Below are 15342 nucleotides of genomic sequence, written 5' to 3'. Positions count from 1 at the left end.
AGTTTATGGATAATATTTTGTTTTTACACAAGTGTTTTGTAAAAAGTGGCGGAATAGAGCGAGTCCATACAAATTTAGCAAACGGACTTAAAAGTGTCGGGAAGAATCCTTATTTTTTTGTTCTAGACGGATTTGGAGAGAGCGAAGAAGGGTTTCAGCGATTAGCGGAAGATTTTCCCGCAGAAAGAGTTAGCTCAGAGTTATCTTTTTATAAACGATTGGAAAAACTTTGGGCGTTTATCTCAAAGCACCAAATTCAGGGCATCATCAGTGCTACTGAAACAGCCAACATGTTTGCTTTTCTAACAAAAATAAGATTTCCAAAACTGAAAGTTATTTATACTCGACACTGTGCTTTTGATGTAAGTGATCAAAAGCTTTCGCCATTCGCAATTAAGTTACTTTATTCTTTATTTGCATTTAATGGGGCAGTGGTAGGGGTGTCAAAGTCTTTAAGAGACCAAATTAAACAGGCCGTAGTTTTCAAAAGAAAGCCCATAGAGTTTATTCCCAATGCCGTTATTAGCGATGAAATTTTACTCAAAGCAGAAAAATCTGATCAACAGTGGCCTGAGAAAAAATATTTTGTCGCAATTGGACGATTAGTTGAACAAAAAGGCTTTGATTTATTATTACCTGCTTATGCTTCCGCAGCAAATAAAGACGCTGATTTACCTGATTTAGTAATTATTGGGGAAGGTAAAGATGAACACGAACTTATACAACAAGCTGCCTCTTTGGGCATAGCCGAAAAAGTAATCTTTGCGGGCTTTACAACAAATCCTTACTATCCTATTAAAAATGCGCAAGCCTTTATTTTGAGTTCTCGGCATGAAGGAATGCCCACAGTGCTTATTGAATCGCTCAGTCTAAACACGCCTGTTATTGCATTCGACTGCCCAACGGGCCCCGCAGAAATTATTCAACATGAAGAAAATGGATTTTTAGTGAAACACCTAGATATCAATGCGTTATCTTTTGCTATTTTAAACTGGCAACAGTTGCCAACAGAAAATTTAGCCAACGGCGTTTCAAATTTCACTTTTGAAGCTGTTGCCAATGCTTACCATTCAATGTTGGAGAAAGCATAATGCATAAAATTACGCTTGTCTTGCATGATTTACGAGGTGGTGGCGCAGAAAAAATGATGGTCAGATTGGCAAACCAAATGGCCGAAGACGGTGATCAAATCGAAATGATTTTGATTACTGAAGGTGGTTCCAACAAAGCATTTTTATCAGACAAAGTAACCCTAACAGAATTAAAATGCATCAGAACGTTAAATGCCTTTGGGCCACTTAGACGAGCTTTGAAAAAATCAAAACCCGATGCAATTCTTGCAGTGTTAACCCACATAAACGTGATAACAGCAATTGTATGTTTTAGCTTAGGGTGGATTAAGCGATTAAGCGTGAGTGAACGCAACACCTTTTCGTTAGATAAAAAAGTTAACACCAATGCAGTAATGCGTACCGCTTACTTTTTAGCTCCATTAGTTTATCGATTGTTACCTAAGCCTGTAATAGCAGTTTCACAAGGTGTAGCGCAAGATTTGGTTGATACAACCATGGTCAGGCAAAAAGACGTAATAACAGCACCTAACCCAGTGATTACAAAAGAAATCGAAGAAGCATCCAAAGCACCACCATCTCACCCATGGTTAAAAGATAAAACAAAACCAGTGATCATTAGTGTAGGTCGTTTAGCCTACCAAAAAGGTTTTGACATGTTATTGGATGCGCTTTTTAGAGTAAGAGAAACCATTGATTGTCGATTGATTATTTATGGTGAAGGTGAATTAAGAGAACAATTGCAAAAACAAGCAGAAAGTTTAGGAATAACAGAAGACGTGGATTTTCCAGGTTACACTGACAACCCCGTAGCCGAGATGAAAGCTGCTGATTTATACGTATTGTCATCAAGGTTTGAAGGAAGCCCCAATGCCATAGTTGAAGCTATGTCGGTTGGAACGCCAGTTGTTGCGTTTGATTGTCCTCATGGGGCAAGAGAAATTCTGAAAGATGGTGAAATTGCGCCTCTGGTGGAGTATCAAAATGTTGAAGAGTTGGCTTGTAAGATGGCTAGTACATTAGCTAAAACATACGATACAGCTAAAGCTACTGAAATAGTAAAAGATAAGTTTACCAGTGAAAACTCTGCTCAAGCATACAGAGATCTACTTGTGAGTAAAAAATGAAATTAGAGCTCGTTACATTCAAACGAATGTTCTTGGGAATGTCGCTTTTTTATTACATGGGTTTTCTTAACTTTGTTACATCGTTTCTAGGATCTAGAGGCGATGACGTTTTTGCTGCAAATGCTTCAGGTTCTTTATCAAACCAAATCTTAGGAATAATTTTACTTGCTATGTGCTTGATATTAATTTTTCAGGCAAGAATTGTGAGTTTGAATAGCTTTGCAAGGCAATTTTTTCTTTGGGGACTTTTGATTTTTTGGGTTTTCCTTTCAGTTTCTTGGTCATATGCACCAGCAGTTACATTTCGAAGAGGAATTGCGTTTACAATTCTAGTACTTACCGCTTTTTGTCTTGTGCAAATATTTACACCAAAATCCTTGCTAAGAGCTTTTGTCATAGCTGTTTTGCTCGCAGCCGTTATAGGTTTAATTGAGGCTGTTATTTCCCCGAGTAGCGCCTTTGTTAGTTCTGGAATTCGCGCTGGAGCTTTCACCGGAATGTATTTTGATAAAAACGGCGGGGCTAGAGTTTATGCTTATGCCTTACTTCTGTTATTCGGTTTAGGTTTTTACAAACAAAAGTGGGGAATGTACGGTTTTCTTATACTGAGTTTATGTCTTCTGATGACTAGATCTGCGACTGCAACAGTTTTAGTAGTTGCTGGTATCACTATGCTTTTCGTTTTTAAAGCATTTAAAGGTAAAAACGCTACTATAAACTTTTTAAGGTTCGGCTTACTTGCAATTTTGTCCATCATTTGCGTTTACGCATTAATGCTTGCATATGAATTTATTCTCAGTTTGTTAGGCAGAGACCCGGGCTTAACCAACAGGACTATTATCTGGGAATTACTTGATAAGTATATAATGGAAGAGTTTTTCTTTGGCTATGGATTTGGAGCTTTTTGGGCAAGTGATGCCGTAAGCGGGTTTATGGAGCGTTGGGGCTTCATAGGAAATGCGCATAGCGGATATTACGAGGTTATGCTCAATATTGGGGCTATTGGTTTTATAATTCTTGCGGGCATCATGTTATTTTCATTTTTTAGATTAATACAAAGCTTTATTTTTGACAGAGATATCTCACTCAGCACCACGCTATTCGTTATATTAATTTTACAAGCTGTGGTGAATTATATTGGATTTATTATCTTAAATCATAACAGTGTTGACATGTTTCTTTATCTAATTTGTTTTTTCATATCAATGAAACAACATACAAATAAAAATCAAAGTTCAATTAAGTCGTATATTAGGAAGAGCGTCTATGAGTAACATCGGTTTTATCGTTTTAACTCATGCAAATCCGGAGCAAGCCATTAAATTGAATAAGGCATTAAATTCGCTTTATGATTACCCCCCAATAGCTTGGCATCATGATTTTTCTAAATGTGATCTACCAATAGAACAATTTTCTAAGAATGTTGAGTTTGTTAAAGAATATGAAGTCACGGGCTGGGGGACGTTCAGTTTAGTAGCCGCTAAAATGAAGGCCTTAAATCTTCTCTACAAAAATAATAAACCTGACTACTACATTATTCTAAGTGGAGCCGATTACCCCACAAAATCATCAGATGAGGTTTTTGAATTCTTAAAAGCCCAAGGTGCAGATGCTTTTATGCGCTCTGCTAAAATAGAGTATGGCCATTTCGATAAAAAGTGGAAAAAAAGATATTATATTCGCTATTGTAGCTTGAGTTTTTTATTTAAGAGAAAAGATAAAAAAGGATTGGAAGTCGTCAGTCAGATACCATTACTCAAGCATCCACTATTGGTTTCAAGGTTCACACCATTTAATGACAAATATAAATGTTGGGGGGGAGAGTTTTGGTATACAGGCTCAGCAAAATGTGCTGAATTTTTAATTGAAAAATTTGCAGATAAATCGAACTCTGTCATTAACCACTTTAAAAAAACTAAGATACCTGACGAGGCTATCTTTCATACAATGATAAATAACGCCTCTGAACTTAACTGTTTCCATGATAATAGAAGATATGTTGATTGGTCACAGGGGCTTCCTCATCCAAAAACCTTAATTTTACAAGACTTGGAAAGTATATTTAATTCACAATGTCACTTTGCAAGAAAGTTTGAATGTAATCAATCTAAAGAATTAATTTCTAGCATAAACGTAAAACTAAATATTAATCCTTAATAAGGTTTTAAACAAAAGGTTGAGATAAAAAAAGCTGGCTTAGCAAAATGGCTCTATATTCAAGATTGGCAGAAACTGAAAAATGATTAGCAATAAAAAAACGTTGAGAATCTATCTGGAAAAGGATAGAAAAAATAATAAAATATCTTCGACTTTCAAGAACTATTTGTTTTCTGATACATGGCGTTTTCTTCGTTTACTTCGGAAGGCTGAATATTATAGAAATGTTCGCTTACCAATCTATTTAAGGTGGCTTCGGATTTACACTGACTTTCGTTTCAAAGCTCAATCAAAAAAACTTGGTTATAGTATTCCTCCAAATGTGTGTGGACCAGGATTAATGCTACCTCACTATGGAAACATCATTATAAATAGAAAATGTAAAATAGGAGAAAATTGTAGAATACATGTTGGAGTTAATATTGGTGCTGGACATGATGGAACGGGCATGACTCCTCAAATTGGAAATAATTGTTATATTGCCCCTGGAGCAAAAATTTTTGGCGGTATAAAAATAGCAGACAATGTTCAAGTCGGAGCAAATGCCGTCGTAAATAAAAGCTTCGAGGAGCCCCATATAGTCATTGCAGGGATTCCCGCCAAGATAATTAAGAAGATCGAGCCATGAAAGCTAACTGGAAGTACAAAAAAAGAATTAATATATTAATTAGTAAATTAGTCAAGTTTCCTTTTATTGCAAAACTTGTAACTCGAATAGTTTATACATTTCGATATCTTCTAAAACGAGGAAACCCCGCTTTTTCAGATTATCTTTGCGGTATACATGTGAATTCCAAGCGAAATTACGCTTATGTATCAATCCCCAAAGTTGGCACTACTACAATTTTACGGCACTTAAGAAAAGTCGATGACACATCGCTAAAACAGTTCAAAATTAATCTCGATGAATTGGAAAAGAGTAAACTTATTGATTCAAATAGCTTTTGCTTTAGTGTAACTAGAAATCCATGGGCAAGGATTTACTCATGTTGGTTTGATAAAATTTCTGGACAGAAAAGATTTTGTGATTTTTTTATTATAAGTCGTTATAAGAATCTCTATCCAGGTATGCCATTTAGAGAATTCTTGGAATGGTTACAAACAGAAGAGGGGGGGGACTCCTTTGCAGATAGACATTGGATATCACAGCACGTCCTTTTAGAAAACGCGAAAGGAAAAGAGAGATTTAATTTTTTAGGTAAAATAGAGTCTTTCGACGAAGATTTTACTACAATATTGGATTTTCTAAAAATAGAAGACAAGAACTTTGAGAAAGCAAATAGTTTATCGAATAGTCCCTCTCAATCTTATAGACAATTTTATGATGATTACCAAAAGGAACTTGTAGCAAAACGTTACTCAGAAGATATTGCTCAGTTTGGGTATAGGTTTTGAAATGAGCAAAAGTAGGTTAATAAACGTATTTTGGCTATTTTTTGAAAAGTTCGGATTAATTCTCTTATCTGCAGCTTCGTTTTTTTGTTTTGCTATATTTCTCACTCCAGCTCAATTGGGAATGGGAACCTTAGTAATCGTTTATTGTGAACTTGTAAGTTCGTTTTTCAACGCTGTTTTTGAAAACCCCTTAGTTCGAAGAAACTGTGAATCAAACAGAGAATTAGCAACTGTATTTTGGTTGGGGAGCATTTTAGCAGTACTCTCTATATTGTTAATAGCATTGGTTTATTTTTTCATTGATGATGTATCTGTAGTTTTTCTACTGATTTTTTCATGTATTTCAGCAATCTCAAGTGTGATGGCTAGACCTTTTATAGCGGTACTTCGTTGTAAAAGGCAGTTTAAAGCCTTAGCAATTAGAACCATTTGGGGTAAATTGTTGGGAGCGATTTGCGGTATTACAGCAGCAATTTATGGATTAGGGGCTTGGTCTTTAATCATCCAATTAAACGTTATGAATCTATTAGCACTAATTATTCTACTTCTTCGAAATAGCAATCTAATAGCTGTCCGTCCTTCGTTTGAAGACCTCTTTTCTTTATTTCGTGAAGGTAATTCAATTGGGTTAAGAAAGTTACAGAATGGTCTATTCGGTCGAGGTTTGGTTATTATCCTATCAATTGCGACAAGTGCGGCGACCATCGGTTACTACTCATTTGCTCGCCGACTAATTGATCTACCGAAACAATCGATTGTTTCGTCAGTTAATTCTTATTCACTTCCCGTCTTTTCAAGCAGAACTAAGGACTCTAAAGTTATCTCTAATCTTTTTAGCGAATTGACAATATGTTCAATAATTTTACTGTTCCCTATATTTGTTTTGATGGGAATTTTTGGTAAAGAACTTGTCATTTTTGTATTTGGCGAAAAGTGGCTTGGCGCAGTTGATTTTCTGATGATATATGCATTTATTAGTGGCATTCACGTACTAACATATTTTACAGACAGTTTGTTAGCGGCATATGGTCAATCGAAAATAGGATTAAAACTAGAATTCTTAAAGTCAATTATTTTGCTTATTATTGCTTATTACATTTCATCAATATATGGACTATTGGGAGTGGCGTTAATAATCTTACTTGATGTAGTGTTTACCATAGTAATAAGGATTCTATCAGTTAAAAAATTAATTGTTTTAAATAGTTGGATTATATTTACAACGGTTTTAAAAGTAATTATTCCAGTTTCAATAATAGGAGGGATAGTCACCTACTGTCTCTTTATTTACGACTTTTCCATTTTTCAGATATTCATAATAGGCTTCGGGACTGTGATGATTATGTTTAGTGTTCTATTTGTTACATCTGGAAATTATATAAGCCGACTTCAACGTCTAATTACTGACCGACATTAGTAAAAACTTAACTTCAGATGATTATCAATTTCAAAAAGGATTTTAAACATGCCAATTTTAAAAAATAATAAAGGGAAAATGCTGTTTTTTATCCATATTCCAAAGGCTGCAGGTACCTCGATTAAAAAAATGTTATTACCTGATGTGCAATTACTCTTCGATAGTGAATTCAAAAAAGAATTACCATGCCCACCACAACACTTTCACGCAGAAGTGCTTAATAGATTAGGAATAGATGAGCTTGTAAAAGATTCGTTCGCAATAGTAAGGCATCCAGTGGCTCGTTTTCTTAGCGAGTTTTCGTATCGCAAAAAAGTGGATAGGAAGTTCAAGTACTTTAATACCTCTACCTTTTTTTATTTTATTAGAAAGGCCTATGCCTATAATCCCTATATCTTATCAAATCATATACGGCCGCAATCAGGCTTTATTTGGGATCAGAGTAAAATATTTAAATTAGAAGAGGGTATTGAAGCAATTTGCAAAAATTATCCAGAATTTTTTATCCAAGACGGTCATGACAGTATTCAAGCAAACAGCTCAAATTCAAAAAAAGTTCGTCTGGATCCAGTTATCTTGCACGGGTTATGCCAGTTCTATAAACACGATTTTGAGCTTTTTAATTATAACAAAAAATATGAAGTTGAATTGGTACAAAATAGTAGAATAAAGCGTTTTGTTTTTAAATGCATAGGCACATTGTTTTTCCATTTATACCGAATCAGCAATTAGTGAGCAACTCTATTGAGATTTCTATGTTGCAAACATTTTTGACAGGTAAAAATAACGATGGCATATTTAGTTTAGCCATTTACAAATGGTGGCACCTTTGGGATTGATTTTTATATAGTTGCAACAAAGCTGCGTCAAAATTGGTTGATTGCTTTTAGCTTTTAGAGATAAGGTGTCATTGGATGATACATAGAGAAATATCAGATAAGAAATATCAAATGGACTCTCTCGATGGGTTGAGAGGTTTGGCTGCGTTGATTGTTGTTATGAGCCATACAAGTAACGCAGGGATGTTTTATCTTCCGTTTTTGGATTTACGCGGTACTGGTAAGTCGGGTGTATTTTTATTCTTTTTATTGAGTTCATTTCTTCTTACGTTACCCCTTTTAAAAAAGGGCAAGCAGATCTTTACCTTTGCAAATATGTCTCACTATTGGCAGAGACGTTTTTTTAGAATTTATCCTCTTTATACCATCTATCTGTTACTTGCCGTGTTTAGTACTATTGCAATTGGTATGTTCTTAGGGCGAGAAGACGCTGGCGTACCTTTTAGCCTTGATTGGTTCGGGTTTTTAAAACATCTAGCCCTTATGGAAGGGAAAGGTGTAACTTGGAGCATCGCGGTAGAGTTTAAGTTCTACTTTACACTTCCTTTTTTTGTTTTTGCGATAGTTCTTGTTCGTCCCTATGGAGCGCCTGCATTAATTGCTATGTTCCTGTTGTTAATGGTGTTATCACAACTTATTTCTCCCCAAGATGAGTCTCTTCGAAATGATGCTAGGTTATTACCCTACATGCCTATTTTCATCATTGGGATGTTTTTAGCGGTTTTACAAGATTATATAAATAACTCCTCCAATAAACATATAAGCACAGTTTGTCGATATTTGGGCTATGTAGGTTTGATTGGGGTCGTGTGTATGACTCCATTAGTGTTTTCATTATTCGGCGAACGTGTTGAAAATAATTACTTTCATAAGCAATTTATTCTGTATGCAATATTTTGGTCGTTAGTGCTTCTTTCTTCAGTAAACTATGACGGTATGTTAAAGAAATTTTTTACAATGCCAATTTTGCGATTTTTTGGTGCGTTAAGTTTCAGTCTATATTTATTCCATCCAATCTTTATTAATACCTTAAGAAAAACGGAATTAAACGGATATCTAAGCGCTTGGCTTGTTTTGTTGGGCGCAACCTGCGCCGCGTATATTTCGTTTAAACTTTTCGAGGGGCCAATATCAAAGTTTAAGTTAGAAAAACGATTGTTTGAAAGGAAGACCTCATCTTCAAATAGTTAACCTTATTCACTAAGGATAAGCTGACGTTGTTTAAATAATGTAAAGCTGATATAACGACTTGAACTTAAAATCCTAACCATAAATAATTTACAAATTTTGCTAATGTTGACTATTCTCTAGTATTAGATAGTAGCTCTAACCAACCGCACTCCAAATTTTGCATGGATAGTTTTTTTGCAGATGCATTTTAAAAAATTTAAAAAAAAGAAATAGAAACCATTCTTAGGATTAATTCTATGTTTAATAAATTTAAAAGTGTTTCGACCAATAACAAATCATTGTTACTGGTAGTTGCTATTTTTCTTATGTCAATTTCTACAATACCACACGCAAGTGTGGAGCATGAAGTTATTTCAAAAGCCTACAATGTCGAAATTCTCGATTCGAGCCAAACTGATGATGGAAAATTAAGCAGACTAAGCGTTGAAATAGCAGGTCAAAAATTACAATTTATACTGTCAACAAATAACGGGATTTATACGTCAAATGTTCCTGTTAATTTTAAAAAAGAAACATTTTTCTATAAAGGCAAGATTGATACTGTGACGAACTCTTGGATTCGTTTAAATTACTTTAATGGTAAGTATAGTGGGGCTTTTTTTGATGGAAATGCGCTCTTTTTGCTCGCAGCATATAGCGACATTAGCTCCCGGCTTTCCCCGGAAATTAAACATCAGTTTATTGCATCTGACAGTGACCTTTTTGCAGTTAATGTCAAAGACATTAAGCATAACGGAATTTGTGGTAACAACTCTCATAATCACAATAGCTTATCAATTGATTACTCTAAGTATGTAAGCGATTTAAATGACTTGGTTAAAAGTTACGCAACCCGAGAGATACAAATAACTTTGGTAGCAGATACTGAATATGTAACAAGTAGTTCTGATGCTACTGTTGAGATGTTAGGAGAGCTAAATATTGCAGATGGAATTTTTCAAGAGCAATTAGATATCACTATTGTTGCTGATTCAGTTATTCCATTAACTTCTAATGAAAATTTAACATCTACCAATCCTGAAAGCCTTTTATATGCGTTTACTGGCAGTGGAATTCCGAATCCTGGACTACGTCATTTGTTTACAGGGAAAGATTTAGATGGATCTACTGTCGGGATAGCCTTTGTTGGTCAACTTTGCAATTCTTACTCTTCAGGCTTAAGTCAAAGGCTTGGACTTCTAACATCGCTCGTGTTTACTCATGAACTAGGGCACAATTTTGGTTCTCCACATGATGGACAACCAGGTACCGCTTGTGCAAGCGTGGGCGCCGGCTTTATTATGTTTCCATCAGTCAATGGTAACCATACAAGCTTTTCTTCATGTAGTGTAGATCAGATGGTACCTTTGATAGAACAAGCAAGTACAGGTCCCTTCGCTTGCGTTAATGAGATCTCAGGCGAAAGTCCCATTATTGTTTCAACGCCAAATACAGAAGCTGATGTCGGGGAAGCTTATACCTATGATGCCGACAATAGGGTAGATATTGAAGGAACTGAACCGGTAGAGTTCACGTTGGAGCAGTCTCCAGAGACAATGCAAATAGACAGTACTGGACTAATTACTTGGACGCCAACTGTTAATGAATTAGGTGACAATACAGTTGTAGTGCGTGTCGATAATGCTTTTGGAAGTGATTTTCAAACATTTACTATTTACGTGACCTCTGAATATATAAATTTTGAAGAAGTGGTAATTAGTCCATTTGGCGGTAATCAAGATGGTATTGGTGAAGCAAGTATAGGGGAGAATGCTAATCAATTGGTGCTGAGTGGAAACGCTTGGAAAAGCATACCGATTGATTATAACTTTACCGTTAATACAATCCTGGAATTTGAATTCAGTAGCACTGAAAAAGGTGAAATTCATGCAATTGGGGTTGAAAGTGATAATACGGCAAGTACAAGAACTATATTTAATTTATTTGGTAGCCAAAGGTGGCTAAATATGTCGTATCGATATTCAAATTTTGGTACTAGTCAGAGTTTCAGTATTCCCATAGGTGCAATTGCTTCAGGTGACTATGATCGCTTAGTTTTTGCGATGGATAACGATTCTAATTTTGGCAACCCAAATGCAATTTTCACTAATGTAAGATTATATGAGCGTGAAACCGAAATATTGCCGTCTGAGGCTTTAAATTTAGATAACTACAATATTTCTTCGTACGAAGCGCAAGATGGTTCTGGCAGCTTAGAGATAGTAGAAAATGGTTATGGAGCAGAACTATACGGGAATTCATGGAAAGTAGTCGATTTAACTGATATCGAAATTAATGCTTCCACCGTTTTAAGTTTCGATTTTAAAAGTACAAAACAAGGTGAAATTCATGGCATTGGTTTTGTAAGAAAAAATGAAAGCTTACAACCTAGAGTATTCCAAGTTTATGGCACTCAACGCTGGGGAAACAATACGTTTAAGTATTCTGGGTCTGGTGTGTATGAAGAGATTACAATTCCCATTGGTGAATTTCATACGGATTCACCGGTAAAAATGATTTTGATTATGGATCAAGATGCCGAAAACGATGAGGTTAACAGCAGCTTTAGAAATATAATCTTCAACAATGTCGAATAAAAAATAACTTTCAAGATGGTTGAAAATATTTAGTTGTTAAAGTTTGTACCAAAGCGGTTTCCGCTTTGGTACAAACATCATGTCCATGATTATTGGAATTTATTGTGTAATCGATTGAAATTGCTTTTTTCTTCATCAGAAAATATTGAGCTGAGTAAACTAGCTTCTTTTTCGTTTAAATCGTTTTTAGTTTTTATTATTTTACCACTTTTGATGTTTTCGCTCATATCACCTTTGCCGCTCTGGCCGGTGTGCTCATTGGTTTTATATTCAGGCTGAAGCGGGTTAGCTAAATCCAAGAAGTCAGTTAACTCGGCTAATACATGGGTTGGTTGTTCGATTAAAGTATCTGAATTTATGTATATACGTTGCTCTGGATTCAATTTATCCCAAAGCGACTCCATAAATATGAGTCTTTCATTGTAGTAGCGTTTAAGTTTAAAAATAGAATCTTCGCCTTCTATTTGCAAATGGCGCTTTAATAGGCTTTTAAATGTATCCTCGGGGTCTCTTAGGTTGAATATAAACTTCGCATTAGCATACCTTTCTAAATTGATTACAAGCCTGTTATGCAGCAATTTATCGCATATATATCTTGCTTCATTATAATCTTTTTCGTGTACGCGAAGCATTTTAGATTTTAATTCATCTATCGCATGCCTGTATCTCACATGCAGTTCTGTATTACCTACTATTTCTGGTGATGAATCCAATAAATGAGAGATAAGTGTGGTTCTTGCTCTCATATGAGAAATTATAAAAATATAATTCTTTTCAGCAAATAAAGGGATTAATTTGGGTAAAGCCTTTAAGCACAGTAATGCATTTTGTTTGTAATTTGCCATGATGAAGTTTCAAAGTCCCTGAATATGTAAGTCAATTGGAAAATAATCGTTAACCAGCGTGATAATTTGGTTAGATCAAAGCTTATTTAAATGAATTCATTTGATTTCTATTGCTATATTGAAATGCATAAATAACAATGAAACTATGATTCAAAATATATCAGAGAGTTGAAAGTGTTATCAAGGAAGAAACAAGCGTTTGTGTTATTTGCAAGAGAGCTATCTCCTGTAACTTATAAACTTGCAAAAAAAATACAAACAGATGTTTCTGAACATGCTGATTTTTATATTTTAAGTTATAGAGAAGAAACTAATCTCAATAAGTATGAATCTGAATTTAAAGATTGTTTCTATGTGGTAAGCAGAAAAGACCTCTCAGAGCATTGTTCGCAATACCATAATAAATATAATGACACCGCGGAATGGAAAATAATGCCGGGTAATTTGGATTTGGCTCAGATTGTGTTTACTTCAATTGTATCTGGTTACAGTTATTATTGGTTTTGTGAAGATGACGTTAGGTTTACCTCAAATTATGGATCATTAGTTACAGCGTATGATGCAGTAGAGGATGATCTTTTGTGCACTAATCTACGGAAAATACCTGACCGTTGGTTCTATAAAAACACTTATTTAAGTAACGATAGTGTGGTCCCTGACAAAATTGGATTTTTACCATTTTTTAGAGTTTCTTCCAGTGCGATTGACTGTTTAATAGATGAATATTCGAAGGGAGCAGGTGGCCATCATGAAATTAGTTGGCCTAATTTGCTAGCTCGAAACAATTTATCAGTTAAAGATTTAAAAACATATGTCCCTAATCTGTACACTTCCAATAAAAACAGGCTAAGCCTAGGTTGGGGGACATTTTGTTACTTTCCTCCGAAATATTTTGTTGTTCCAGGTACTAAGCGGCTTTATCATCCTGTAAAACCTTTTGCAGCTTACGTAACATTGTATAAAAAATATTTATTGAGGAACCTCTCGAAAATATTTAATTGACATAAAACTACAATTTAAAGAAGTATAATAATGATAAGTCACGAGCATAAATGTATTTTTATCCATATCCCTAAGTGTGCAGGATCTAGTTTTGAAAAGCTTCTTGGCCATTTTGATGAATATAGTGGGCGCGAAAGACAGGATCATCGTTCGGTTAGAATGATTCAACAGCCAGTTAATTATATAGACGTTATTCGTTCTACTGAAAACGTAAAAGACTATATTAGAAGGATCCGAGAATACACTCGAACACAAAAAAATCCCAAAAACAGACTTACTGTCAACTCCAGTCAATATAAAGAATATTTTAAATTTACTTTGATACGAAATCCTTGGGATAGATTGTTTTCCTGGTATAAAAATGTACAGAGAGACCAAGCACACCAGAAAAATTATAATATACCTTCAGACATTAGTTTTCTTGATTTTGTTAAACGGTTTGCAGGTACAGGCTATTTAAGGCCCCAAACCTATTGGTTGGAGCAGTTTGATGGAACAATCAATTTAGATTATGTTGGAAAGTTTGAAGAGCTAGATTCTGTATTTTCTACCGTAGTCAGCAAACTCAATTTACCCGGAGCTCCAGAGCTTCCTCATGAAGTTCACGGAAGCGAAAAGAAGACGCAGAAACCATATTGCCAAGAAGTTGTTGACTTTATTGCAAATTATTACCAAGAAGAAATATCCTTATTTGATTATTCGGTGCCAGAAATTTCGGAGTAACTGGATTTTTAATGAAAGCAGTAAAAAGTCGTTCTATTGAGCTATTAAAGAAAGCTATTGTTTTCCCATTAAGAGATAGTGCCATTTCAATTAATCAACGGTTGGGGGCATTTGAGAACGTATTGTGGTTAATTGGAGATGGGCGTAGTGGCACAACTTGGGTTAGCTCTATTTTAAACAGTCAGGGGAAAGCTAGAGAGTTATTTGAGCCTTACCATCCATTAGTATTGCCGGAATACTGCAAAGATTATAGACCATACGAATACTTTGAGGTGTTAAACAGCCAAGATCCTCTGGTTAACCTGTATAAAGAAATATTTTCAGGAAAGTTTAAACATCGAAGAATAGACTTTGATAATAGAAAATTGAAATACAATGGCTTACTAGTAAAAGACATTTTTTCGACTACCTTTGCGCACGCCATTTTGCCTCATTTTCCAAATGTAAAAACATTACTTTTGGTTAGAAATCCATTCTCTGTTGTAATGTCGAAAGCCCAAAAAAAGCATTGGTTTTGGCCTCAAGAACTTAGCATTTATTTATCTAACGAAGCGCTTATTGGAGAATTAAATTCGCAACAAATTGCTTTAATAGAACAATCAAGTAAAGAAAATGATTTTTATAACATTCAATTAATACATTGGTGCGTTAATTATTTTCTTGCTTTTAAACATCTTCCGAAAACAATGTACTTAACCGTACATTATGAGAACTTTGTAATGGCGCCCCAAGAATGTTTAGACAACATCAATCGGTATGTTGGAGATGCATTCAATTTCATTCCTAAGATTGTCGATAAGGCGGTTCTAGAAAGACCAAGTAGAGTAATGGGTAAACAGAAAGGTTTTTCTAATCCTATGCTTACTGAGGAAAAAGCAGTAGAAAAGCTCGGTAAAAAACGAGTTTTGCAGATGAAAGCTATTTTAGAAGTATTTGGATTAGATGATCTATATGACGCGGCAGGCGCCCCTAGGAATGATTAGGGGCGATGACTACAACT

At 35.0% G+C, this 15342-nt stretch carries 14 protein-coding genes; 13 read left to right on the top strand and 1 reads right to left on the bottom strand.

Going from position 1 to position 15342, the window contains the following annotated elements:
* Positions 1-5 precede the first annotated feature (5 nt).
* The 10 genes from ACNKW3_RS08210 to ACNKW3_RS08165 all read left to right on the top strand — a co-directional run bounded on the left by ACNKW3_RS08210 (position 6) and on the right by ACNKW3_RS08165 (position 11772).
* Positions 6-1091: a glycosyltransferase gene (locus ACNKW3_RS08210; protein WP_427398802.1), complete on the top strand. Its 1086-nt coding sequence runs from the start codon at positions 6-8 to the stop codon at positions 1089-1091.
* Positions 1091-2197: a glycosyltransferase gene (locus ACNKW3_RS08205; RefSeq protein ID WP_427398801.1), complete on the top strand. Its 1107-nt coding sequence runs from the start codon at positions 1091-1093 to the stop codon at positions 2195-2197. The genes ACNKW3_RS08210 and ACNKW3_RS08205 overlap by 1 nt, the downstream gene beginning before the upstream one ends.
* Complete coding sequence (locus ACNKW3_RS08200) at positions 2194-3471, top strand: O-antigen ligase family protein (protein ID WP_427398800.1); 1278 nt, start codon at positions 2194-2196, stop codon at positions 3469-3471. The genes ACNKW3_RS08205 and ACNKW3_RS08200 overlap by 4 nt, the downstream gene beginning before the upstream one ends.
* Positions 3464-4354, top strand: coding sequence for a beta-1,6-N-acetylglucosaminyltransferase (locus ACNKW3_RS08195; RefSeq protein ID WP_427398799.1), 891 nt, complete (start codon positions 3464-3466; stop codon positions 4352-4354). Before ACNKW3_RS08200 ends, ACNKW3_RS08195 begins: the two co-directional genes overlap by 8 nt.
* 82 nt (positions 4355-4436) lie before the next feature.
* Complete coding sequence (locus ACNKW3_RS08190; protein WP_427398798.1) at positions 4437-4982, top strand: serine O-acetyltransferase; 546 nt, start codon at positions 4437-4439, stop codon at positions 4980-4982.
* The gene (locus ACNKW3_RS08185) at positions 4979-5749 is read left to right on the top strand and encodes a sulfotransferase family 2 domain-containing protein (RefSeq protein ID WP_427398797.1); all 771 of its coding nucleotides are present in this window, start codon (positions 4979-4981) and stop codon (positions 5747-5749) included. The genes ACNKW3_RS08190 and ACNKW3_RS08185 overlap by 4 nt, the downstream gene beginning before the upstream one ends.
* 1 nt (position 5750) lies before the next feature.
* Positions 5751-7166, top strand: a complete 1416-nt coding sequence (locus ACNKW3_RS08180) for an oligosaccharide flippase family protein (protein WP_427398796.1) — start codon at positions 5751-5753, stop codon at positions 7164-7166.
* A gap of 48 nt (positions 7167-7214) precedes the next feature.
* On the top strand, positions 7215-7898 hold the full coding sequence (locus tag ACNKW3_RS08175) for a sulfotransferase family 2 domain-containing protein (RefSeq protein WP_427398795.1): 684 nt from the start codon (positions 7215-7217) through the stop codon (positions 7896-7898).
* Between the two features lie 182 nt (positions 7899-8080).
* Positions 8081-9196, top strand: a complete 1116-nt coding sequence (locus ACNKW3_RS08170; RefSeq protein WP_427398794.1) for an acyltransferase family protein — start codon at positions 8081-8083, stop codon at positions 9194-9196.
* 236 nt (positions 9197-9432) lie between these two features.
* Positions 9433-11772: a M12 family metallo-peptidase gene (locus ACNKW3_RS08165; protein ID WP_427398793.1), complete on the top strand. Its 2340-nt coding sequence runs from the start codon at positions 9433-9435 to the stop codon at positions 11770-11772.
* A gap of 89 nt (positions 11773-11861) precedes the next feature.
* On the opposite strand, the gene ACNKW3_RS08160 is transcribed toward ACNKW3_RS08165, so the two are convergent.
* Positions 11862-12617, bottom strand: a complete 756-nt coding sequence (locus tag ACNKW3_RS08160; RefSeq protein ID WP_427398792.1) for a sulfotransferase family protein — start codon at positions 12615-12617, stop codon at positions 11862-11864.
* A gap of 201 nt (positions 12618-12818) precedes the next feature.
* On the opposite strand from ACNKW3_RS08160, the gene ACNKW3_RS08155 reads away from it, so the two are divergent.
* The 3 genes from ACNKW3_RS08155 to ACNKW3_RS08145 are packed head-to-tail and all read left to right on the top strand — an operon-like array spanning position 12819 to position 15325.
* Positions 12819-13619, top strand: a complete 801-nt coding sequence (locus ACNKW3_RS08155; RefSeq protein ID WP_427398791.1) for a hypothetical protein — start codon at positions 12819-12821, stop codon at positions 13617-13619.
* Between the two features lie 30 nt (positions 13620-13649).
* Complete coding sequence (locus ACNKW3_RS08150) at positions 13650-14342, top strand: sulfotransferase family 2 domain-containing protein (protein ID WP_427398790.1); 693 nt, start codon at positions 13650-13652, stop codon at positions 14340-14342.
* Between the two features lie 11 nt (positions 14343-14353).
* The gene (locus ACNKW3_RS08145; RefSeq protein ID WP_427398789.1) at positions 14354-15325 is read left to right on the top strand and encodes a sulfotransferase; all 972 of its coding nucleotides are present in this window, start codon (positions 14354-14356) and stop codon (positions 15323-15325) included.
* Positions 15326-15342: the final 17 nt, after the last annotated feature.

Source organism: Glaciecola sp. 1036 (genome assembly GCF_050306235.1).
Classification (GTDB): Bacteria; Pseudomonadota; Gammaproteobacteria; order Enterobacterales; family Alteromonadaceae; genus Glaciecola.
The sequence above is the reverse complement of the archived record's forward strand: the minus strand, read 5'-3'. Positions and strand labels throughout refer to the sequence as shown.